This window comes from Methanobrevibacter sp., from assembly GCF_017539065.1.
Taxonomy (GTDB): domain Archaea; phylum Methanobacteriota; class Methanobacteria; order Methanobacteriales; family Methanobacteriaceae; genus Methanocatella.
Genome location: NZ_JAFYHP010000005.1, coordinates 1 through 23606 on the forward strand (window position 1 = coordinate 1; position 23606 = coordinate 23606).

General features: G+C 32.0%; 26 protein-coding genes. 18 read left to right on the top strand and 8 right to left on the bottom strand.

Translation table 11 applies throughout. The features are described from left to right. The first annotated feature begins 218 nt into the window (after positions 1 to 218). The 3 genes from IKS50_RS00745 to IKS50_RS00755 all read left to right on the top strand — a co-directional run bounded on the left by IKS50_RS00745 (position 219) and on the right by IKS50_RS00755 (position 4457). A complete protein-coding gene (locus IKS50_RS00745; RefSeq protein ID WP_292843951.1) occupies positions 219 to 1376 on the top strand; it encodes a hypothetical protein in 1158 nt (385 codons plus the stop codon). Positions 1377 to 1795: 419 nt separating this feature from the next. Continuing rightward, complete coding sequence (gene thsA, locus IKS50_RS00750; RefSeq protein ID WP_292843954.1) at positions 1796 to 3409, top strand: thermosome subunit alpha; 1614 nt, start codon at positions 1796 to 1798, stop codon at positions 3407 to 3409. A gap of 31 nt (positions 3410 to 3440) precedes the next feature. Continuing rightward, a complete protein-coding gene (locus IKS50_RS00755; RefSeq protein ID WP_292843956.1) occupies positions 3441 to 4457 on the top strand; it encodes an adenosylcobinamide amidohydrolase in 1017 nt (338 codons plus the stop codon). Here IKS50_RS00755 and IKS50_RS00760 read toward each other — a convergent pair. Both IKS50_RS00760 and xseA read right to left on the bottom strand, forming a co-directional pair. Continuing rightward, positions 4441 to 4659, bottom strand: a complete 219-nt coding sequence (locus IKS50_RS00760) for an exodeoxyribonuclease VII small subunit (protein ID WP_292843958.1) — start codon at positions 4657 to 4659, stop codon at positions 4441 to 4443. The genes IKS50_RS00755 and IKS50_RS00760 overlap by 17 nt on opposite strands. Continuing rightward, positions 4659 to 5915 carry an exodeoxyribonuclease VII large subunit gene (gene xseA, locus IKS50_RS00765; protein ID WP_292843960.1) on the bottom strand — a complete coding sequence of 419 codons (1257 nt, stop codon included), beginning with the start codon at positions 5913 to 5915 and terminating at the stop codon, positions 4659 to 4661. Before xseA ends, IKS50_RS00760 begins: the two co-directional genes overlap by 1 nt. Positions 5916 to 6044: 129 nt before the next feature. Here xseA and IKS50_RS00770 point away from each other — a divergent pair, with 129 nt between their 5' ends. Both IKS50_RS00770 and pyrE read left to right on the top strand, forming a co-directional pair. Beyond that, positions 6045 to 6275, top strand: a complete 231-nt coding sequence (locus tag IKS50_RS00770) for a PRC-barrel domain-containing protein (protein WP_292843962.1) — start codon at positions 6045 to 6047, stop codon at positions 6273 to 6275. Next, positions 6275 to 6802, top strand: a complete 528-nt coding sequence (pyrE, locus tag IKS50_RS00775) for an orotate phosphoribosyltransferase (RefSeq protein WP_292843964.1) — start codon at positions 6275 to 6277, stop codon at positions 6800 to 6802. The genes IKS50_RS00770 and pyrE overlap by 1 nt, the downstream gene beginning before the upstream one ends. A gap of 31 nt (positions 6803 to 6833) precedes the next feature. On the opposite strand, the gene IKS50_RS00780 is transcribed toward pyrE, so the two are convergent. From IKS50_RS00780 to IKS50_RS00795, 4 genes are read right to left on the bottom strand one after another with little or no spacing between them, the layout of a single operon-like run. After that, positions 6834 to 7340 (bottom strand): molybdenum cofactor biosynthesis protein B, encoded by a 507-nt coding sequence (locus IKS50_RS00780; protein WP_292843966.1) that lies wholly within the window; start codon positions 7338 to 7340, stop codon positions 6834 to 6836. A gap of 11 nt (positions 7341 to 7351) precedes the next feature. Beyond that, positions 7352 to 7663, bottom strand: coding sequence for a helix-turn-helix domain-containing protein (locus IKS50_RS00785; protein ID WP_292843968.1), 312 nt, complete (start codon positions 7661 to 7663; stop codon positions 7352 to 7354). Further along, positions 7648 to 8466 (bottom strand): winged helix-turn-helix domain-containing protein, encoded by an 819-nt coding sequence (locus tag IKS50_RS00790; protein WP_292843970.1) that lies wholly within the window; start codon positions 8464 to 8466, stop codon positions 7648 to 7650. The genes IKS50_RS00785 and IKS50_RS00790 overlap by 16 nt, the downstream gene beginning before the upstream one ends. Then, the gene (locus IKS50_RS00795) at positions 8463 to 9254 is read right to left on the bottom strand and encodes a winged helix-turn-helix domain-containing protein (RefSeq protein WP_292843973.1); all 792 of its coding nucleotides are present in this window, start codon (positions 9252 to 9254) and stop codon (positions 8463 to 8465) included. The genes IKS50_RS00790 and IKS50_RS00795 overlap by 4 nt, the downstream gene beginning before the upstream one ends. 220 nt (positions 9255 to 9474) lie before the next feature. Here IKS50_RS00795 and IKS50_RS00800 point away from each other — a divergent pair, with 220 nt between their 5' ends. The 3 genes from IKS50_RS00800 to IKS50_RS00810 are packed head-to-tail and all read left to right on the top strand — an operon-like array spanning position 9475 to position 12084. Continuing rightward, on the top strand, positions 9475 to 9981 hold the full coding sequence (locus IKS50_RS00800) for a type II toxin-antitoxin system VapC family toxin (RefSeq protein ID WP_292843975.1): 507 nt from the start codon (positions 9475 to 9477) through the stop codon (positions 9979 to 9981). Then, the gene (locus tag IKS50_RS00805) at positions 9978 to 11093 is read left to right on the top strand and encodes a DUF2117 domain-containing protein (RefSeq protein ID WP_292843977.1); all 1116 of its coding nucleotides are present in this window, start codon (positions 9978 to 9980) and stop codon (positions 11091 to 11093) included. Before IKS50_RS00800 ends, IKS50_RS00805 begins: the two co-directional genes overlap by 4 nt. Before the next feature lie 16 nt (positions 11094 to 11109). Beyond that, entirely contained in the window at positions 11110 to 12084 is a 975-nt protein-coding gene (locus IKS50_RS00810; RefSeq protein ID WP_292843979.1) for a methanogenesis marker 2 protein, read from the top strand. Between the two features lie 238 nt (positions 12085 to 12322). Here the strand turns inward: IKS50_RS00810 and IKS50_RS00815 are convergent, their stop codons facing one another. Beyond that, positions 12323 to 13060: a thermonuclease family protein gene (locus IKS50_RS00815; protein ID WP_292843982.1), complete on the bottom strand. Its 738-nt coding sequence runs from the start codon at positions 13058 to 13060 to the stop codon at positions 12323 to 12325. 125 nt (positions 13061 to 13185) lie between these two features. On the opposite strand from IKS50_RS00815, the gene IKS50_RS00820 reads away from it, so the two are divergent. The 10 genes from IKS50_RS00820 (at position 13186) to IKS50_RS00865 (ending at position 22915) form a co-directional block, all read left to right on the top strand. Further along, a complete protein-coding gene (locus IKS50_RS00820; RefSeq protein WP_292843985.1) occupies positions 13186 to 14733 on the top strand; it encodes a methanogenesis marker 3 protein in 1548 nt (515 codons plus the stop codon). Continuing rightward, positions 14705 to 15175, top strand: a complete 471-nt coding sequence (locus tag IKS50_RS00825) for a methanogenesis marker 6 protein (protein ID WP_292843987.1) — start codon at positions 14705 to 14707, stop codon at positions 15173 to 15175. Before IKS50_RS00820 ends, IKS50_RS00825 begins: the two co-directional genes overlap by 29 nt. 8 nt (positions 15176 to 15183) lie before the next feature. Continuing rightward, positions 15184 to 15642, top strand: coding sequence for a methanogenesis marker 5 protein (locus IKS50_RS00830; RefSeq protein WP_292843989.1), 459 nt, complete (start codon positions 15184 to 15186; stop codon positions 15640 to 15642). Between the two features lies 1 nt (position 15643). Next, positions 15644 to 16885, top strand: coding sequence for a methanogenesis marker 15 protein (locus IKS50_RS00835; RefSeq protein WP_292843991.1), 1242 nt, complete (start codon positions 15644 to 15646; stop codon positions 16883 to 16885). A gap of 19 nt (positions 16886 to 16904) precedes the next feature. Further along, positions 16905 to 17465 (top strand): methanogenesis marker 17 protein, encoded by a 561-nt coding sequence (locus IKS50_RS00840; RefSeq protein WP_292843993.1) that lies wholly within the window; start codon positions 16905 to 16907, stop codon positions 17463 to 17465. Between the two features lie 67 nt (positions 17466 to 17532). Beyond that, positions 17533 to 18399: a radical SAM protein gene (locus IKS50_RS00845; RefSeq protein WP_292843995.1), complete on the top strand. Its 867-nt coding sequence runs from the start codon at positions 17533 to 17535 to the stop codon at positions 18397 to 18399. Between the two features lie 101 nt (positions 18400 to 18500). Continuing rightward, positions 18501 to 19421 carry a manganese-dependent inorganic pyrophosphatase gene (locus IKS50_RS00850; RefSeq protein ID WP_292843997.1) on the top strand — a complete coding sequence of 307 codons (921 nt, stop codon included), beginning with the start codon at positions 18501 to 18503 and terminating at the stop codon, positions 19419 to 19421. Between the two features lie 249 nt (positions 19422 to 19670). After that, complete coding sequence (mtnA, locus tag IKS50_RS00855; protein WP_292843999.1) at positions 19671 to 20600, top strand: S-methyl-5-thioribose-1-phosphate isomerase; 930 nt, start codon at positions 19671 to 19673, stop codon at positions 20598 to 20600. 93 nt (positions 20601 to 20693) lie between these two features. Further along, positions 20694 to 22403, top strand: coding sequence for a hypothetical protein (locus IKS50_RS00860; RefSeq protein WP_292844001.1), 1710 nt, complete (start codon positions 20694 to 20696; stop codon positions 22401 to 22403). Positions 22404 to 22588: 185 nt separating this feature from the next. Next, complete coding sequence (locus tag IKS50_RS00865) at positions 22589 to 22915, top strand: hypothetical protein (RefSeq protein WP_292844003.1); 327 nt, start codon at positions 22589 to 22591, stop codon at positions 22913 to 22915. Between the two features lie 32 nt (positions 22916 to 22947). Here IKS50_RS00865 and IKS50_RS00870 read toward each other — a convergent pair. Beyond that, positions 22948 to 23606, bottom strand: a 659-nt coding sequence (locus IKS50_RS00870) for a class I SAM-dependent methyltransferase family protein (RefSeq protein WP_292844005.1), incomplete at its 5' end; no start/stop codon positions are given.

The window sequence follows — 23606 nt, forward strand, 5'->3', positions numbered from 1 at the left end:
ATTTTTTCTATTTTTTCTATTTTTTTTTATTTTTGACATCTGTTTTCTATTTGTTTTTAATTTTATTTTTTAGTAAGTTTAAGGGTTTAATTTAAATAGTATGAAAATAATAATTTATATCAAGGAAATATATTGTTCAATATATCGGAGTTTCAAATTTTATTAAAAATTAATAATTTGGAACCGATATTGAGAAAAAATTTTAACTAAGGGATAGAATGGAAATAGGAATTGATGCTGAAAAAGATACCCTACAATCTTTAATTCGATCTTGCCTATTAGAGCTTAATTCATTGAAATTAGAATTAACACAACTTGAAGTGGAACGAGCAAATGACAATACTCCGCAACGGCTAAAAGAGCTCGAAAAAGATATTGTAGATAAGGAAAAAGAAGTTTCTGTAATTAAGTTTAAAGCTGAAGATGAAATTAATCTTTTGAAAAAACAAATGGAAGAAAAAGACATTTTAATTAAAAATCAAGAAGACAGAATCTATGAATTAGATTATGTTAACAATTCTCTTGATGAAATTAAAGAGTACTTTGCCGAACAATTACGTGAATATAAGAAAAAAGAATTGGCTGATGTTAACGAAAGATTAAATGATTCTTACAGAAACATGGCTGAAAAAGATGCTCAAATAAATTCTCTTTCTAGAGATATTGATGAATATAAAATTAAGATTCTCAAGTTAGAGAATGATGTCGAATCACAAACTCAAATTTTAGAACTTGAAAAACAAATTGAGCTTAAAAATAATGAAATTCGCATTAAAGAAAGTCAAATTGATCAAGTTAATAATGAAATAGATATTTTAAAACAACAAACTATTCCTAAAGAAGATTATATTTCCCTTCAAACTCAATTTGAATCCGAAATTAATGCAATGAATAATGAAATTGCTAGTTTGAGAACTGAAACTATCCCTAAACAAGACTATGCTGATTTACAGTTAAAATTTAACTCTGAAATAAAATCATTAGATAGTCAACTTGTTGAATTACAAGAAAATTCTGTTCCTAAGAAAGATTATTATGATCTTCAAGCTAGATTTGATAATGAGATTGATGCAAGAAATAGTGAAATTCAATATCTAAAAGAAAGAACTGTTTCTAAAGAAGATTATATCAATCTTCAGAATGATTTGCAAAGTGAACTTAATGCTCGTGAAAGTGAACTTCGCTATCTCAAGGAACAATCTGTTTCACGTGAAGATTATCTAAAACTTCAAAGTGAGTTACAAAGAAAAGAGGATAAAATTAAAAGGTTAGAGGAAATCAATGCTTTCTTCAATGAATTGCAAGAAGAACAAGATGCATATGAAACTCCAGAGACTACTCCTCCTTTCAGATTAGAGAAAAAACAAGGTAGATAATTTCTACCTATTAATATTTTTTTTATATTTCCTTAGTTTTTCTTATTCCATCTATCTATTCCACTTGATTTTTATATTATTCTTCAATAAACTATCGAATAATTCAGTGTTAATCTTATAATTTTCATGATGATGCCAGTCACTATTTGAATTATCAATGGATATTCTAATAATTTTGATAGTATTTTTTATCCTAGATTTTTTTTTTGAATTGTAAATAATCTTGGCTTTTTGATTCCTGCATTGATTTTCTTGAATAATCTTTTTCTTACTTCAATTTACTTTATACCGTAAAGTATTTATATAACCTTAAACTCATGTATTAAGTAGAAAGGTTTATTCAACACTATAACTTATTTTCTCATGTTGATAATTAAACTGATCTAATTATTTATAAAATTAAAAAAAGGTGATTATTAATGGCACAAGGACAACCAATTTTTATTTTACCTGAAGGTACTAACAGGTCTGTCGGCAGAGATGCACAAAGAAATAACATTTTAGCTGGTAAAGTATTAGCTGAAACTGTAAGAACAACTTTAGGTCCTAAAGGAATGGACAAAATGTTAGTCGACGGACTCGGAGACATTGTAGTAACCAACGATGGAGTTACTATCTTAAAAGAAATGGATATTGAACACCCTGCAGCAAAAATGCTTGTAGAAGTAGCAAAAACCCAAGAAGACGAAGTTGGAGATGGAACTACTACTGCAGTTATCATTGCAGGAGAATTATTAAAAAAATCCGAAGGATTACTTGATTCTGACATTCACCCAACTATCATAGCTATGGGATACAGAAAAGCAGCTGAAAAAGCACAAGAAATCTTAGATGAAATCGCAATCGACGATGTGGATTCTGAAATCTTACTCAAAGTAGCTATGACTGCTATGACCGGTAAAGGAACTGAAGCAGCACGTGAACCATTAGCAAAATTAATTGTAGATGCTGTTGAAGCTGTAGCTGAAGAAGATGGCAGTGTTGACACCGATAACATTAAAATCGAGAAAAAAGATGGAGCTGTTGTTGAAGAATCTAGCTTAGTTGAAGGTGTAATCATCGATAAAGAAAGGGTACACCCAGGCATGCCATCTGAAATCAAAGATGCAAAAATCGCATTAATTAACACTCCATTAGAAGTTAAAGAAACTGAAATGGATGCTGAAATTACTATTACTGACCCAGCTCAAATGCAAGCTTTCATTGAACAAGAAGAAAAAATGGTCAAAGACATGGTTAACAAAATTGTTGATGCAGGTGCAAACGTATTATTCGCACAAAAAGGTATTGATGACTTAGCACAACACTACTTATCCAAAGCTGGCGTTTTAGCTGTAAGAAGAGTTAAAAAATCCGACATTGAAAAATTATCCAGAGCTACCGGTGCTAGTGTAATCACCAACTTAGATGACTTAACCGAAGATGACTTAGGTATCGCCGGTATTGTTGAAGAAAGAAAAATCTCTGGAGAAGAAATGATCTTTGTAGAAGAATGCAGTGGAGCTAAATCTGTAACATTATTCGTAAGAGGAAGTACCAAACACATTGTAGATGAAATTGTAAGAGCAATTGAAGATGCAATCGGTGTAGTAGCAGCTACTGTAGAAGATGACAAAGTTGTTGCTGGTGGAGGAGCTCCTGAAATTGCAATGGCTAAAAAACTCAAAGACTACGCAGAATCCATTTCTGGTAGGGAACAATTAGCTGTAAACGCATTTGCAGAAGCTTTAGAAATCGTACCAAAAACTTTAGCTGAAAACGCAGGTTTAGACAGCATTGACTCTTTAGTAGATTTAAGAGCAGCACAAGAAGACTCATTCTACATGGGATTAGATGTATTCAGCGGTGAAGTAGCAGACATGAAAGAAGCGGGTGTAATTGAACCTAAACGTGTTAAAAAACAAGCTATACAATCTGCATCAGAAGCAGCTGAAATGATTTTAAGAATCGATGATGTAATTGCATCAACCAGAGGCCCAGAAGATATGGGTATGGACCCATCCATGGCTGGCGGAATGCCTCCAATGATGTAAATTTTTTTACATCACTTTTTTTTCTTTTTTTATGTATTCAAATAGACTTATTTTTAAGACATCAGTGAACGATGAAATATTTTACTTGAATGACACTATTTTAATTAATTTCAATGTTAATCGTAATGGTTTGACCACTTCTCAGTTAAATAACGGAAATAATTTGTACAAACACGTTTTTAATCAACATTTGTCTCAGGAAAAAATTGATTACTTAGTAAACCATGATGTCTGCGAGTATTTAATTAATGAATGTAACTTGTTAGATATCGATTCTAATTTTTCAGCGGGTTTAATTACATTAGCTGAAATGAGAAATGTCAGCATCGTAACTAAAAAATTTAAAAATTTAGAGGTTACGGCCATAACAACTGCAGGTGTTAGAACAAATGCATCCAGAGCGGGTGATGAATCATCATACTGGCAGGAAAATGGTGAATTTCATTTTGGAACAATTAACATTATATTGTTAACTAATGCATGTTTAGAAACTTCAACATTGACAGAAGCATTAATGACAATAACAGAAGCAAAAACTGTTGCTTTAAATAATTTAAAAATTCCTTCACAATATTCTAATGGATTTGCAACAGGAACAGGAACTGATGGAGTTGCAGTTTTTTCAAATATTGATTCTAATGATGTATTAACAAATGCCGGAAAACATTCTAAACTGGGTGAATTGATTGCCAAATCAGTTATTGAATCTGTAACCAGAGCAATTGGAAAACAAGTTTGGATTACAAATAAATCACAATCAAATGCATTAGTTCGTCTAAATAGATATTCATTAGATATTAATGAATTTTATGATAATCTAAATCAGGATAAATTTGAATTTATAAAACAATTAAGAATTGATGCACGAGATCAGAAAAATGTGGCTATTACAACATCTATTTTAAATTTAATAGATGAAGTGGAAGCCAATTTAATTGAAAAAGAGGATGCTTTTAATCTTGCAAATGAAATAAAAGAAAAAAGTGATAGTTATCCAATAAAAAAATTGTTGAAATATTGGATAGACTATTTTATTGGCTTGAATTGAACTCAACTATTTCCCCATTATCTTTGACAATTTTAGCAATTGATTCTTCAGCGTCGTTTAATTTATCATTACAGATTTTAACTAAATCCATTGCTTTTTTAAATTCTTCAATTGCATCATCTAATGGTACATCTCCATTTTCTAATTTGTTAACAATTTCTTCTAACTTTTCTAAACTTTCTTCAAAACTTAAATTTTCCATTATATCACCCTTGTATTTACAGTTCCATCATTAAATTCAATGTCAATTTCATCACCAACTTTAACATCTTTAGCAGAGGATATGACTTTATCACCGGACTTTGCCATTGTATAACCTCTTTTTAATGTTAAAAGCGGATTCAGAACTTCGAGTTTGTTAAAATTTTTCAAATATGCTTCTCGTTTAGCCTTAATTATTTCTTCAGGTTTTTTCAGAACAATTGAATTTTCTAGTTTAAATAATCTGGTTCTGTTTTGTGAAATTATGTTTTTAGATGAAAAGTCTAATCTACTAATTAAGCTATCTAAACGCATTCCTTTAATCTCATAAATTGTTTCTGGATTTTTTAAAACATTTTTCTGAGAAATATATTCTAATTTTGTTTTATTTTCCAATAGTTTATCTTCAATACTTTTATTTATCCTATTTGAGAGTTGATCGACATTATTTTTCACTTCCTGTATGCTGGGGACAGCAAGTTCTGCAGCAGCTGTTGGTGTAGCCGCCCTTTTATCTGCTACAAAATCGGCTATTGTGAAATCAATTTCATGACCTACTGCACTTATGACAGGAATCTTGCATGCATAAATTTCACGCGCAACTATTTCTTCATTAAATGGCCATAAATCCTCAATACTTCCTCCACCACGTCCAACGATTAATGTGTCAATGTTAAACTCTTGTGCATGTTTAATCTGTCGAACGATTTGTGGCGCCGCCTGACTTCCCTGAACCAATGTTGAAAATACTAATATTTCACATATAGGGTATCTTCTTTTAATTGTTGTGATAATATCTCTAATTGCGGCTCCAGTTTGAGCTGTAACAACGCCAATCCGTTGAGGATATTTAGGTATTTCTTTTTTATGAGTATCTTTAAATAATCCTTCCTTATCAAGGTCTTTTTTCAGTTGTTCAAATCTAGCAAATAAATCTCCAATTCCATCTTTTTGAATTTTTGTTACATACAGTTGGTATTTTCCGTCATTTTCATATACTTCAATTTTACCTTTAATTATGACTTTCATACCATTTTCCGGCTCAAAATCAAGGAATCTATCTTTATTAAATTTAAAAAATACCGCAGGAATTTGAGATGTTTCATCTTTTAAAGTGAAATAACTATGGCCGCTTGGAAAAGTTTTATAGTTAGAAATTTCACCTTTTATCTGAATATTCTTCAGATTCGGATCTCCTTTTAAAATTCTGTTGATATACTTATTAATCTCAGATACTGTGAATGTCTTGTCTTCCATATGTTCACCTTGAAATCAATAATGTTACTATATTGTTAATATTTAATACAATTTTGCTTTTTTTCAAATGATTTTTTAGAAACAATTAATTAATATTAAGGACTATTTAATATTGAAAAGGTGTTTTTTATGAGAATTAAAGATGAATTATTTGGCAAAGAAGTCCTTGATGCGGATGTTCAAATTGTTGGAAAAGTTTCTGATGTTGTTTTAGATAAGGATACCTATGAAATTACTGATTTAGTACTTAAAAAAACTGGAATATCCGAACAAATAAAATCTAGTGAAAATATGGTTCCAATGGAACTTGTAAAAGTCATTGGAGACAAAATTTTACTTAAAGGTGAAGATGATTTATAATGCCTTCAAAAGAATATTTGATTGAATTATTAAAAGAAAATGAAGTTTTTCTTGAAGGGGATTTCACTTTATCCTCAGGCAAGAAAAGCAATTACTACATTAACATGAAAAAGGCCATTACCGAGCCTGAAATTTTATCTACAATTTCAAAATTGATTACTGAAAAAATCGCTGATGAAGACATTGATAAGGTTGCAGGTCCTGCATTAGGTGCGGTTCCAATAGCTACAGCAGTATCTTTAGAGTCCAAATTGCCTTTGTTAATGATTCGTAAAGAAAAGAAAGGTTATGGGACTTCAAAACTTATTGAAGGTGAGCTAAACCCTGGTGATAATGTCATTGTTGTTGAGGATGTTTCAACTACCGGCGGATCACTTCTAAAAGCAATCAAAGCTATTCAGGATAATGGAGGTAATGTTGTAAGGGCTTTTGTTGTCGTTGACAGGCAGGAAGGAGCTATTGAAGGGTTTGAAAAAGAAGGAATAATTTTAGAGCCCTTAATAAGTGTTAATGAATTTTTTGATTAAAAAAATAAAAAATAGATGAAAAATTATTTCATTATTTTTTTACATGATGGACAAAATGAGGTAGTTCATCAATAATTAAAGATAATGCTGTTTTGACAGCATTTGGAGAGCCAGGCATTGAAAATATAATTGTTTTTTTATAAATTCCTGCTGTTGCTCTTGAAAGAAGAGCTGCAGAGCCAATTTCTTCAAAAGATTTTGCTCTAAATAGTTCTCCAAAACCCTCAATTCTTTTTTCAAAAAGTGATTCTACTGTTTCAACAGTGATGTCACGAGTATCTAGACCAGTTCCACCATTTGTTAGAATGACATCAATTTCTTGAGAAATCATATCTTCAATAGCGTTAATCAAGTCTTCTGGTTCATCTGGAATTAAACTTTTTGATTTTAAAGTGTATCTGGTTTCAATTTCTTCAGCCATGTATTTTCCAGATAAGTCTAATTTTTCTGATTTTCTACTATCACTGAGTGTGATAATTCCGCATAAAATATCATTAGATGATTCTTTTTTATGTTCTTCAGCAGTTTCACTTTTCATTGTATTGCCTCTTATTTTTTATCCAATTCTTTTTTAATAAAATAATATTCATCGAGATCCTTAATTAATTTGTCTGTAGGATGGAAGTAATAAGTTTTATTGAATTTATTTTTTGTTATAAATTCGTGTTCCTGCATTATATTCGTATGATGTATTATTGTTTTGTAGTTTAGTTCTAGCATTTTTGATAGTTGGTTTGCGTTTTTTGGATTTTTTAGAATTTCATCCAATATTTTCACTGTTGTTCTTCCACCTTCACGGCCGATTAGCAGATCTACTAGTTCTTTATTTTTTAATGACCAAATTCCTAGATGTCCTTCCATGTTTCCCTCCATTTATAATAGTTTATGAGAGAGGATGCCCATTTAACAGCATTTTCATCTTTGGCAATTAATATTTGAGAATCATCATAATGCCCATCATTAAAGAATAATGACAGTGACATGAAATCGTCAGAGTAGGTTAAAAATAATTTCAAATCTCTATTTGAACATATCACATTAACTTTTTCATTTTGTAAAAAGTTTTCAGTAAATAGTTCATGTTTCTTCAATGAATCTAAAATTTTTTTATTAATCACCAAATCTAAACTCTCTAATTTATTTTTTTCTAATAATTCTGTTAAATACTTAAAGTGATTTTCAGAGTATATCGGCAATATTATTTTCAATCTATTTGCATCAGATATTAATTTGAGGTACCTATTAAATGCATTGGATAAATTACTAGTGGTTGAAGTAACACATTCTGCATCTTTCAGGAGGTAAATATTTTTCAATACCTCTTCTGGAAGGTCTGATAAATCATGATTGTTCCAGAAATCTTTAGTTTTATTCACACTATACCAATTATCAATGAGTTTTATCATATTGGTTGTTAATAGATAACCATTTGATGTCAGTTCATATGATTTTTTAACTTTTTTGACTAAGTTAATTGTTTCAAGTTCTTTTAAACCATGCAATATTGTTGCGGAGGGCTTTTTTAAATCGTGCCTTAAATCATCGAGGTTTTTTGGATTTTTATAGATGCATAAAAGCAGCCTAGAGCGCATTCCTGATGATAAAATATATTTAATGCCGCTGAATTCATCTGTTAATTCTTGCCTTGTTTCAATATTAGTCATTTTGCCACCTGTTTTTTCACATGTTCGAATAATTCACTTGCCCAAACATTAGAATTATGATTATCTGAAATTAAAATTCTATTCTGATCAAAGCTACCATCATTTTTGAACAAACCTAAACTAATGTTTTTATCACAAAGTGTTAAATATAAGTTTAAATCATCCTTATATTCGTGAACTTTTAGTTTTCCATTGTTCTCTGCCATTTTTCTTGTTTTCCGGTCAATCCTTAAGAAAAATTCTTTAAAAATACTTTGAGGAATTATTAATTCGATAGACCCTTGATTATTCAATAACTCTTCAATCAATTTTGGATATTCCGGATGCAAATATGGAAAAATCGCTTTAACATTTTCAGATTGCATTATTTGTTCTTTTATGGTGTTATGAGTTTTAAATATGTCAATAGGTGTTGTTTCAATCATTTCTGAATCCTTTAAATCAGTAATATTTTTCACGGATTCGATACTTAATTGGTTTAGATTATGCTTATCCCAAAATTTGTCGTATGTGTTAATCAGGTCAACACTTTGTTTGAATTCCATAATGGAGTTAAAATAAACTTCGGTCATTGGGGTTACGTAATATTTCTTATTTGTTTTTCTAATGTAGTTTTTCTTTTCTAACTTTCCGATATTGCTTGAGACGGAACTGTATGTTATTTTGGTTTTTTTAACTATTCCTCGTATATTATTGGGTTGCTTATTCAGTTCACTTAAAATTTTTAATCGTATTTCTGACTTTACAAGAAATTTAATGTCGTTATTGATGTCTTTATTTTTATCCATCTTCGTATCCTCCATGTTTTTTCGTTGAAATTTTTCTAAATTTCGATGAATTCTCATGTATTACTAGTTTAATCTTCTAAATTTAAATAACTTTTTCAAAAGGCGCCATAAATCTCTTAAAAATGAATTATAAAGGTATTGCATGCTTTTCACATGTCTCTCACAAAGGCTTTACAAATTTACTTAAGATTTATAAATTTGTAACTTTAAATATAGTAATATGGAAATTTGTTATGTATTGGACGCATCAGCTTTTATAAATGGGTTTAAACTCATTTCAAATAATAATTTCACGGTTCCAGAAATTACTGCTGAAATTAAAGATTTTGAATCTAGATTAATTCTTGATATGGCAATCGATGAGGGCAAATTAATTATCCAAGATGTTGAAACCAAATACGTTGATGAAGTTGAAAAGGTCATATCTGAATCTGGGGATGTTTTAAGATTGTCTGGAGCTGATAAAAAACTGATAGCTCTTGCGTTAATGTTATTTAACCAGGGGGAAAATGTTAAGGTTATCAGTGATGATTATACAATACAAAATTCTTTAAAAATCATGAAAATTCCATATTCTAGTATAATAACTGAAGGAATTAAAGGAGTTTATAATTGGAAAAAGGTATGTGAAGGTTGCAAGAAAGAGTATAGTGAAGATTATCCTTTTGATGATTGTGAAATTTGCGGATCTAAAATATTCAAAAAAAGAATTAAGGTGGATGAATGAGAATAGGCATTGTTGTTCATGGCCCAAACATTATTGATTCAGGCTATGCTTTAAAATTAATTGAATTGCTCAAAAGTTACGGTGAAGTTAAAGCAAGGCTTGGGGGAACAATGGGAAGAACTGCCGTCATCGATGCAAGTTTAGAAGGAGTCATTGATATTTCACGCAAATTGGTTCCAAGCGATTCTTTAAAAATATTTCATGATGATAAAGTAGATATGATATTTTTACTTAATTACGGCAAATCCGATGTAACAGGTCAAGTTTTTGGCTATAAAGTTTATAATCATTATGTTGATAAAATTCAGGATAATGATATTCCTGTAATTCAAATTGAACGCCCGGGGGAAGTTGACGGCAGCATTATTCCATGGAATAATGATTTAGAAATCGTGCAGGATTTGTCTGATAAATTAAGTTTAGATGTTGTAACTCCGGAGGAAGTTTATGAAAATCACATTAAACAAGACAGCGCTGGTCTAAATCAAAGAATCGTTCATGGAGTAAGTCCCGGTGAAAATATTATGGTTAATAGTGTTGTCATCGGCAAAACAAACTCTGATAAATTGACGTTGATAGCAAAGGATAATCATATTGTCGATATCATCGGAGGGGAACTTAAAAGCCATGGCCTTGAAAAGTTAGGGGAAGTTGACCTTGACAGTGCAATTATAAAAACAGGTCTTTTAAGGCATGCTAAAGTTACTCCGAGAGTAATTTCCACAGAAAAGTCAGAAAATTTTAAAGTAACATTTCTTGATCATGCAGGTGAGGATGTTTATAAATTCAGGGACTCAAATCTTGTCATCACTATCGGTGATGATACAACATTAATATCTTCAGATATTCTTTTCAGATTTGATATACCTGTAATTGGAATAACTGATGGGGATTTGGACAAAGTTGTGGAAGAAGGATTTAAGGTTAAAAATTCTATCGTCTTTGAAGTTGAAAGTGGTTTTGATGACATCTGTGGTCAAAATATTAAAAAAGAAATCTTCAACGACAAACTCGATTCTTATGATTTTGCAGATATCGATGAAGTAAAAGTCAAAATTGAAGAAATAATAAAAGATATTAATTGTAAATATAAAATTAATTATATTAATTAAACTGGGAAGTGTAAAATTGGATTTTAAAAATCTTGTAAAAGAAATTCAAGAGTTTAAAGGAGTATCTCGTAAAAGCTCCATAGATAATGTGATATCTCTTTTAAAAGAATCATATAATGTTTCAGGAGATGTTGTAATAGACATTGGAGATGATGCTTCAGCTATTGACATAGGGAACAATCAAGTAATTTTAATCGCTGCTGATGGAATATGGGGAGATATTATGAATGTAAATCCTTATTGGGCAGGGTATTGTTCTGTACTTGTTAATGTGAATGATATTGCAGCAATGGGGGGAAAACCATTAGCAATGGTAAATATAATGTCAATAAGTAATGATGATATTTATGAAGATTTATTAAATGGAATTAAAGACGGATGTTTAAAATTCAAAGTCCCAATGGTTGGGGGACATTTGCACCCAGACGGCGAAGTCGACTCACTTGGAGTGGCTATTGTTGGAATAGCTCAAAAAGATAAGATAATAACAAGTTTTGGAGCAGAAGTTGGAGATAAAGTAATCGTTGCAATTGACCTTGATGGTAAACCTCATGAAATGTTTAGTCTAAATTGGGATACCACATATGATAAGGATGCACAAATTGTTCAAGATCAAATTACTGCTGTTCAATACTTAGCAGAAAATGATTATATAAAATCTGGAAAAGACATTTCAAATCCAGGAATTTTAGGGACTCTTGAGATGCTTTTAGAAACTTCTAAAAAGGGAGCTGTTGTTAATTTAGAGGATATTCCAAGAAATGAAAGCGTTGAATGGGTTGACTGGCTCAGGTCTTACCCTGGTTCAGGTTTTGTTTTCACTGCAAATGAAGATAAATGTGACTTCATCAAAGAATACTTGGCAAAATACTCCATTGAAGCCAATGTCATTGGTGAAGTAACAGATTCCAATTCGCTTTATTTGAATTATAAGGATGAGCAGGCAGAAGTGTTCAATCAGGAAAAAAATCCCGTTTTCATATTCAGATGATTTGATGGAACAAATTGCCGGATAGCCATTTCAGACATATCCTATGATAAAGTATGTTTAAATTGCCAGTTCCGGATGGTTTCAGGCTCTAAATCCCTTTGTATGGTTTGCATTAAAGGTAATGGTCTGACAGATCCTGAAGATACCTGTCCAATGTTTTATCATCAGAATTCCATGGATGATGATTACAATGCCTACATTCTAAAGTCACACAAAATGAGTGTTTGGAATCGCAAATCTAAGGATTGCAGACCTTACATGGTTTATATCCCTGTGAAACTGCAAGATTTCTATCTTTAAAGTATATCCTATTGTGTTCGGCTGTTTTTTGACCCCATTTACAAGTGGATTTATGGAATTTTCCGGAGTTTGAGTTTCCGATGTAATTTCCGGAATTGTCGGAGTTTGAACTTGTATCCTTTTGTGTGTGGGCATAGGTGTTATACGATTCAGGAATATGTGTTGAGTTATTTGCCCAATCAAATGGATAAAATTCACTTGGAGGTATGTACATTATCTCAGCGAGACCTTCTTTTAAAAGCATTTCATTAACGCTTTTCCCATCAACAATAACGACAGCCAATATGCGGCCATACTTATCTTTATTTTTGGCATTATCAATATCTAAACCAACTTTTTTATTTAAACATAATTTCTGAACAAAATTTTTTGAAGCGATATATCCTTCAACACCTCGCTCTGGGGTGTTTACTCCAACAAAACGTACTTTATCACCATTATCCAAGTAGATTGTATCTCCATCAACTACTTGAGTGCAGATAGCACTTTCTTCAACATGGCACTCTGTATCTTCATAGTTGTTTAAAATATCTGAAACAGATTTATCACGGTATTTTGAAAACGGAATGTCATGTGTAAAACCGGTTCCAGCGTATGCACTGACAACGGAAATGGTGCCGATTGCAATTATTAGAATAAAAAATATTGAAATGATATGTTTTTTAGTAATGGTCATGATTTCGCTCCGTATATAAATGTTATAATTGTGTGTTTATATAATTTTCTAAATTACAAATAAATAATTATTTTATAGTAAAACATCAAATATATATAATATTAAAAATTCTTATTGGAGATTGTATGTTAATTAAAATTAATGGAGAAGAGGTGGATGTGGCAGATGCTTCAACAATTCAAGATGTAATTGATGAAACTAATGCCCCTTATACTCCAGGAAGTATTATTTGCTTAATAAAAGGTAAAAAAGAATTGGAAAAGAATATTGGCAAGTATAAAATTAAGACAAACAAAGGTTCCATAATTATTGAATTAGACGAATCGGAGGAGGCAAAACCTATTGTTGATGTGTGGAAAAATCAATATGAGGACTTTGTCGATTTGGATGTTAGATGGTCAACTTCAACAGAAGTTGCTGTTGGTCCGATTGTGACTGATTTGGAACCTACTTCTGATGAATTCAAATATTTTGAAGGGGATGTTGTTTTAAGTTTATCTAGTTTTAGTAATGAGTCTACTCATTTAATAATGCTTAAAGAGAATACCACAAATGTCTATAGTGTACCTCCATATAATAAGGGTATCTTTGCACGTATTATCGGGGGTAAGAAAACACTGGATAATCTAACAGATGACGATAAGGTAACAGGCATAGAGCCAATCATCGAAAGAAGTACATCAACAGACATTACTTCCGTATCCGATTTGGGCACAGTTTTAGAAGAGGGTAATGAATTATACACTTATATTTCATTTGATATCAATGAAGATTCCCCTACATGTGTAGAACATTTCTTTTCAATTATTAAAGACGGCAGAATTAAAGTTTCTTATGATAGTGATTCATTTGTTGGTTTTTATGACCTTGCAGGCATTGACAAACCTAAAGAAGACACTACTCAAAGAACTCGAGGAACCATTACAGTTAGAAATACCGGAGTCGGTGTTGGAAGAGCATATATTTATCGTGAAAACAGGGTTTTAACACCAAATCACACCACAGTCGGTAAGATTGTAAATGGTATGGAAATCATCGATATTGCAAAGGAAAATGACTTCATCACCGTTCAAGCTGAACAACAAAGATTAATGCTATTGAATAAGACTCAAAAAGAAGCTAGTGAATTATTGTCACAAGTTGGTGTTGAGCACATGATAGATGGAATAATCGATGATGATGCAATCATTGTCGAGCAAACTCCACAACATACAATTGATATTCTAAAAGAAGGTCAAGTAATTACAAAGGCAATTAAAAAAGAGGATTTATGTACAGTTAAATTTGTAGATAACGCTCCAAGATCTGTAAGATACTTTAAATATATTTCAGGCCTTTTAGAAAATCCAATAGGTAAGATTAAAGTTCACTTTGCAGTGCCGGGAATGCACATTGTTATCTTTGAAGGGGACAAGAAGCTTGCAAAAGGTTTGGTTCCTGAAAATAACCCTGTTGAAAAAGTTGTAAGAGGCCAAATTGGTATTACAAACATGGCTTCAAAAAGCGCTGGTTTAATTGGTATCAGATTTGAGGATAATTTTGATTTCGGTCCAACTGCGGAAACTTTTGAAGCGACAAATATAATTGGAGACATTACATCTGATTATGATCATCTAGAAGAATTAAAAGAGGGAGTTGAAGTTTATGTCACAGAATCTGACAATGAGTCCTGAGTTAGGTACAGAAGATTGGGATCCTGATGTAATTACTCGTATGATTTTTATCGGACCAGGAGCTCATGTAAGTGAACAAGAAATTGTAACTGCATTTCACATGCTTGATTTGCCACTTACAATCAAGAATACTTGTTATGGATCTATGATTAGTGGAAAAAGTGAAGATGTTTATAAAGCGATAGAAGAAATTAGAAAGCTAGACCCAAACCACATTTTCACAAAGGAAAGAGGATTTGCTCCGGGTGATCCTAGACGTTGTAGAGGTCATAGATTTGGTCCTAGGGAAGGTTTCCATCAAATGGAAAAAGAGTACAGAATACTTGGTTTTGTTGCAAATGCGCTGGAAGAGCGTAAAGATGTAGAAATAGAAGAGAAAAAACCAGTTGACGTTGATGAATTTAAAAGAATCATGAATGAATGTTTAGATAAAAAAGAATAGGTGAAAAAATGGTGAAAATAGCTGTTTATCCTCCAAACTCATTAATCTTAGCAGATTTAATTGAAAGAAAAGGCCATACTCCTTTAGTTTTACAAAAACAAATTAGACAAAAAATAAAAGATCCGGAGATTGATTCTCCTCCGATGAATATTACGGAAGATGACCCAATTAAAGGACTTAAATATGCCGCAATTGAAGTTCCTTCTGGTGTTCGTGGCAGAATGGCAATAATCGGACCTCTTATAGATGAAGCGGAAGCAGCAATCGTTGTTGATAATGCTCCGTATGGTTTTGGTTGTATCGGTTGTGCTAGAACTAATGAACTGTCAATATTCTTACTTAGAAACAAAGATATTCCTGTTTTAGAATTAACTTACCCTACAAATCAAGATGAAACATATGTTATGGTAAATAGTGTTAATGATTTTATAGATGCGCTTGAAGAAACTGATAAGGAGGAAGAATAATATGGTTAAAATTGCTTTAGTTTCATGTGGAACAGAATATAGTGGAATTCAAAAAGAAATTGAAAAAGCAGCAAACAAGTTTGGTGCTGAAATTGTTCTTCCTGAAATTGATTTGGATTATATTGATGAATCTTATGAAAAATTTGGATTTTCCGCTCAAAGTTCAAGTTTAAAATTAATGATTGCAAGAGCCATGGCTATTGTTGAAGGTAGATCTAGGCCTGATGCAGTATTCATTGCAACTTGTTTTAGATGTGCTGAAGCGGCATTGGTGAGAAATGAAGTAAGGAGATTCATACAAAATAATACACGTATTCCAGTAGTTACCTACTCTTTCACTGAAAGAACAAAAGCAGATGAATTATTCATACGTATGGAAGCGTTAGCTACTACTGTAACTCGTAGAAGTATTCTTGCTCGTGAAAAACAAGAAGGACTTACTCTTGGACTTGACTCAGGTTCAACAACAACAAAAGCAGTGCTCATGGAAAACAATCAGGTTATTGGTACTGGTTGGACTGCAACTAAAGATATTATTGAATCAGCTCAAACCGCAGCTGCAGAAGCATTCGAAGGGACTGGTTATAAATGGGAAGATGTTGATGGTATTGGAACTACCGGTTATGGTAGATTCACAATGGGTCAAGAATTCGGTGCGGAACTTATTCAAGAAGAGTTATCTGTTAATGCAAAAGGTGCAGTATATCTCGCAGATTGCCAAAAAGGAGAAGCCACTGTATTAGATATTGGAGGTATGGATAACAAAGTAATCACTGTTAACAACGGTATTCCTGATAACTTTACTATGGGAGGTATCTGTGCTGGTGCTTCCGGAAGATTTTTAGATATGACTTCCCGCAGGTTGGATGTTGATATTACTGAACTTGGTCCATTAGCAGTTCAAGGGGATTGGAGAAAAGCAATGTTAAACTCTTACTGTATTGTATTTGGTATTCAAGACCTTGTTACCACACTTGCAGCAGGAGGTTCAAAAGCAGATGTTGCGGCAGCGGCATGCCACTCCGTGTCCGAACAGGTTTATGAACAACAACTTCAAGAAATTGATATTCGTGAACCGTTAATTCAGGTTGGCGGAACAAGTTTGATTTCTGGTCTTGTTGAAGCTGTAAGTGAAACTTTAGGTGGAATTGAAGTTATTGTCCCAGAATACTCTCAACATATTGGTGCCGTAGGAGCAGCTCTTTTAGTATCTGGAATGGGGCACAGACATGATGATAAATAATATTTAAAGGGTTGATTCGATGTTAGTTGAATGCTATGATGAGAGAGGAGCAGAAGTTTATGAAATCATCATTAAACAAATCTTTCAAGATTTAGTTTTAGGTGCTTCAGTAGATGATTTAAAGGCTTATGTCAATCCTGATGATCCTGTTTTTGTCTTAGCCATTAAAATGAGAAAAACTTCCAATGTCGTTAGGTTTGAAGATGTAGCTAGCTTAACTTATGACAAAACTGATGATGTTACTAGAATATTGGTGGATAATGAAAATTACCTTCCAAATATTTTGAAAATTTTATGGATGAAATTTTCAAGAGATGAAATCTATCAACCGAATAGATATCAGCTTGAAATTAAAGGTGACTATACTAAGTTATCCTCTATTGTTGTTGATGACCCTCATTCTAATTTACAAAGACGTATTTATGATGCAATCTTTAGGATATTGCCTGAAGGGTTTAAAAACATTAAAGATATGTCTACTGAGGATATTGTGACAGTTGTAGCTACTGATGAGTTAATTAAAGATGAATGGATTGAAAAAGCTCATGAGTTTATTGATGAATTAAACAAAGGCATGTAGAAAGCTTTATATATTTGTTCGTATTAATACAAATTAACAGGAGTTATATTTAGGGGGTAGTGGTATTATGAATGAACACAAAGGTTCAAGATTTGCACATATAACAAAAGCACACCCATGCTTTAATGAAAAAATGCATGATAAAGTCGGAAGAGCGCATGTACCAGTCGCACCAAAATGCAATATCTTTTGTAACTTCTGTACAAGAGATATTAACGATGAAGAAGATAGGCCAGGTGTTGCAGGCTGCATAATGAAACCTGACGATGCAATTGCTCATGTAAATGAAGTAACATCTGAAGGACCTATTGCCGTTGTGGGCGTAGCGGGTCCTGGAGATTCTCTTGCAAATGAAGAAACATTTGAATTTTTTGAAAAATTAGCTAGTGAACAACCAGATTTAATAAAATGTATGAGTACAAACGGTCTTTTACTTCCAAAATATGCTGATAGGCTAGCAGAGCTTGGGGTAAACTCCGTCACTGTAACAATCAATGCAATTGATCCGGATATTGCTGTGGATATTTATTCTTTCATCAAATACGAAGGAAAAATATATAAAGGCTATGATGCTGTTAACATTTTAATCAAAAATCAATTAGATGGTGTTGAAAAAGCAGCAGCTAATGGTTTGGTGGTTAAGGTTAATTCAGTTTTGATACCTGGATTAAATGATGAACATATTGTTGAAATTGCTAAAGAAGTTAAAAAAAGGGGTGCAGCTTTAATGAATGTATTGCCTTTGATTCCTTTAGCTAAAATGAAACATTATTCTCGTCCTGATTGTTCCATGATGGAAAAGGTCAGAGAAGAAGTTGAAGAGATTATACCAGTTTTCAGAGCTTGCACTCAATGTAGAGCGGATGCTTATGGGATACCTGGTAAGAAAAGCGAAGATCATCATTTAGGAATGACTCCACAAAGTCATTACTAAATTCTTTTTTTTACTTATTTTTTCAAAATATTAATTATAGATAAAAGATATAACTATAATTGAATTTTAATTTTTATTGATTATTATAAAGGAGAAATTATATGGTTGAAACTTATGTTTTTGGACATAAAAGTCCAGATAGTGATTCTATAACATCAAGTATTGTTATGGCTAATTTAGAAAACGAATTAGGAAACAGTGAAGCTAAAGCTTACAGATTAGGAAGCATTAATAAAGAAACTGAATTCATTTTAGACTATTTAGGTATGGATGCTCCAGAACTTTTGGAAAGCATTGAAGATGGCGCTAATGTAATATTGGTCGACCACAATTCTCCGGCAGAATCTGTTGATAATTTGGAAAATGCAAATATTTTAAAAGTTGTTGACCACCATAAATTAGCTTTAGCAACTTCTTACCCATTATTCTTAAGATTTGAACCAGTAGGTTGTACCGAAACAATTTTATGTAAGTTATACGAAGAAAATGGAGTGGAAATCACAAAAGAGATTGCTACATTAATGTTATCCGCAATCATTTCAGATACTTTACTTTTAAAATCTCCAACTACAACTGAAGATGATAAAGCTGCGGTTGAAAAACTTTCACAAATCGCTGAAATTGATGCTGAGGAATATGGTTTGGAAATGCTTAAGGCAGGAACAGATTTAAGCAGTTTCTCAATTGATGAAATTTTGTCCTTAGATGCAAAGCAAATAGACTTTAAAAATGTTAAATCAATTGTAAACCAAGTAAATACTGCGGATATTTCTGACGTAATGACTATGAAAGACGAATTGGAAGAGGGTATGAGCAATATTATTGATGAAGAAGACCTTGACTTATTCATGCTTTTAATTACAGATATTGTAAACAGCAATTCTCAAGTTATTGCATTGGGTAAATATTCCTGTTTAGTGGAAAAAGCTTATGGAGTAATACTGGAAAACAACACAGTATTACTTGAGGGCGTTGTTTCACGTAAAAAACAAGTTGTTCCTATAATGACCGAATCTGCATAATTGTATTTAGGATATCCTAAATACATGTTTTTTTTAAGGTTTTACATAAATATTTATAAATGATAATTGATTAAATATTAATTAGATGTATTTTTAATACATCTCTAATCAATCCATTTTGGATATTAAATTAGACGGGAAGCATAATTATAAATACTCTATGCAATTTTTGCATAACAAAAATTAGGAACTAACATTAATTATGCTTTCATATTTTTAAACTTATTTTTTTGAAATATTGGTGTTAATATGAAAACACTTGAATGGGAAGATAATAAATTAAAGCTTATTGATCAAAGAAAACTTCCTGATGAATTGACTTATGTTTACTGTGATAATTATCAGGATGTTATTGTTGCAATTAAGAATATGACTGTACGCGGTGCTCCGGCCATTGGAGTTTCAGCCGCTTTTGGAATGGCACTTGCAGATATTGAAGGTGTTGATTTAGACAAAGCTGCAAAGGAGATAAAAGCTGCAAGGCCCACTGCCGTGAATCTATTTTGGGCTGTTGACAGGGTATTGGAAAGCGAAGATGCTCTCACAGAGGCACTTAAAATGTATGAGGAAGATATGGCTACAAACAGGGCTATCGGCAAATTCGGTGCAGAAATCATCGATGACGGAGATACAGTCTTGACTCATTGTAATGCGGGTGCTCTCGCATGTGTTGATTATGGAACTGCTCTTGGAGTATTCCGGGCAGCACGTGATGCAGGCAAACGCATCAATGTAATATGTGATGAAACCCGTCCGCGCGGACAGGGCGCGAGTTTAAGTGTCTGGGAAATGCAGCAAGAAAACATTCCAGTAAAATTAATCCCTGATGTCGCTTCAGGATACTTAATGTCTCAAGGAAAAATTGATAAAGTCGTTATTGGAGCCGACAGAATTGCTAAAGGTGGTGTTGTAAATAAAGTCGGTTCATTTATGGTGGCGCTAGCTGCAAAATATCATGATGTACCGTTTTATGTGGCAGCCCCTTATTCCACATTCGACAATGAGATTTCCATTTTCGACACTATTATTGAGGAAAGGGATGGGGATGAAGTAAGATATTATGGGGGAGCAAGAATCTGTCCTGAAGGAACTGAAGTAATCAATCCCGCTTTTGATATAACTCCAAAGGAGTTAATTACCGGAATTATCACCGAAAAGGGAATTATTGACCCAATTTAGCAATAATTCTTCAAAATTCTTTTTTTTGCTGCTGAAAAAAATTCCATCTACTTGCCATATTCCTTTTATATAGTTAAAATCAAATATTGTAACATGAGACTAAAATATGTTACATTACTTTCATTACTCATTATAATCTTATCAGTAAGTTTTGTCTCAGCAAATGAAAATATCACTGATGACATTGCTCAAATGGAAGATTCAGAAAGTCTTGAAAGTACTGTAGAGGGGAATAAATTTGCAGATATTCAAAATGCAATTGATAATGCGGAGGAAAATGAAGTAATTAATTTAAATGGAACTTATACCAGTTCCGGTAGTGAAATTAAGATAGATAAAAACATTGAGTTAAGAGGGGGTTCTAATGGAGCTATCCTCGATGCAAAAAAATTATCAGGAATAATTATACCATCAAAGAAAAATTATAAAATAACTCTTTCTAACTTAAATTTCATCAATGCTAAAAACAGTGTATTTTTTGATACAGGTGAAAATCTTTTTTACAATAGGGGTAGTTTAATAATTAATAATTGTAATTTCACAGATAATGAGGGTGTGGAATTTGGGGCTGTCCTATGTTATAATGTCACTATAACTAATTCTAATTTTATTAATAATAATGCTGCAGGGTTATTAATAAGAGAGAGATATGTAAGTGATGGTGGAGCAATTGAATCTATTTATTGCAATGCAACTAATTGTAATTTTGAAAACAATAAAGCTATGCAAGCTGGAGGGGCAATTGATTCATTATATGTCGATATTTTAAACTGTAGCTTTAAACAGAATGAAGCTCAGGAATCTGGTGGAGCAATCGTTTGTTCATACCTCAATATAGTTAATTCAAATTTCACTTCAAATAGTGCTAAAGAATCATCAGGAGGTGCAATTTGTGCATTTACTTATGGCAATCCTCATATTGATAATTGTATTTTTAAAGAAAATACTGCTGGATTTCGTGGGGGCGCTATTATGGGAGTTGTATGTGTAGAGAATTCATTATTTGAAAAAAATATTGCTACTTATGGTGGGGCAATCCATGGCTATTCTTATGAGGGCATCACAGTTAATAATTGCACATTCAAATCAAATAATGAAGCAGCAATAATTTCATGTGGAGCAAAAATCAATAATCAGAGCTATCGTGGAGGACTAATACTCGATGATTCATTAAAATCAATTTCATTAATAAAAATCAATGTTAAAGAGTTTTCAACAACTTATAGGTCTGGTAAAACTTTAAAGATTAAATTGACCACATCAATGTCAAATAAGCCGGCTAAATATTTAGAAATTGAGGTGCATGTATACTGTAATAATGAAGATGTGTCAGCTAAAATCTTGAATTATAATTATTATTATGTCACTGATAAAAATGGCGAATTCACTATAGATGTTTCAAAATGGCCTGTTGGAAAATATGCCATTGAACTTGAAGATGTATGTCTTGATGATGATGAGTATTATATTATATGTCCACTTCCTAAAACCACTATCAATACAAAGATTTCAAAGGCTAAAACAATCGTTAAAGCTCCTAAGGTAACCGCAAAATACAAAAAATCAAAATATTTCAAGGTAACCGTGAAAAACAAAGCAACCAAAAAGGCAGTCAAAAAGCTAAAACTTAAGGTTAAGGTATACACAGGTAAAAAATATAAAACCTATACCATTAAAACTAACAAGAAAGGTGTTGCAAAGCTCAACACTAAAAAGTTAAATCGAGGAAAACACAAAGTCAAAATCACATCAAAAAATAAGAATTACAAGATTTCTAAAAAATCAAAAATTAAAATTAAATAAATGCATGAAATTTAAAAAAAACACGTTAATGTATAAAATATTTAAAGAATAAAATTTAAATTATCAAATAACATTTTAATAAATTTCTATGCAATACCAATCAAATAATGTCATTAGGTTTGATTAGCATTTACAAGATTTGTAAAACTAGAGATTGAAATTGTTAATGTTATGTGAGGGATTTTATGGAAATTAAAAGTGGAAAAAGTAAAAATTATCCTCCTTTGATTAAGGATTTAGTCACTGAATTGTTAAAAGGCGACTTTGTGCATTTCAAAATTTTATGTGCTAATGAAGTTCATCATTTTGATAAAGAAGAAGACACCATTATCCAGTTTGAAGAAACTTATGTGAAAGAAACCAGGGACAATGGGGACATGCTGTATATTGCTTATCCGGATATTTTCAGAGTTAAACTATATAGGGATGTGGATCAATATATTGAAGATGAAAAAAGATTCAATGCGTTTAATGATGATGATTTATGGACGGGTAACAGAATCCAGTTCTAAATGACTTATTAATCAATTTGATTAATAACTTCTTATTTTTTTATTTTTGCATCAATTGCCACATGCCATTCGCCGGGGGATGTTGATTTAACTTTACGTGTATTGACTATTTCAACCTGTTTTCCTGCATCATTACAGGCATCTTCTAACCGTTTTATTCCCTGTTCATATGAGTCGGAAAACTCATAGTAATTGATTATTCCACCATCTTCAATTAAATCAACACTAACGTCAAGGAAAGTATAGGCAAGGCCCGGAAGGTTCATGATAATCCTGTCGAATTTTGTTTTAAATGATTTGCTAACTTCTCTTATATCTCCACAGCAAGTTTCAATATTGCCTTTCAATTTGTTTAGCTTAATATTTTCATTCAAATAGTAAATTGCAGATTCATTTATGTCAACGGCAGTGATGTCAACATTTTTACTTTTTGCAATAACAATAGGAAACGGTCCGATTCCACAAAACATATCTAAGATTTTTTCACCATCTTTCACACTTTCCATAACTCGCTTTCTTTCAGTTGCAAGTCTTGGTGAGAAATAAACTTCGCGAACATCTAATCTTAAACGGGTGCCATGTTCCTTATGGGTTGTTTCGGAATCGTCAACACCTGCTAGGAATTCCAAATCACGCACTCTTGTTGTTCCTTTAATCGCACTTTTTTTCATATAAATTGCTTTTCTTTTTG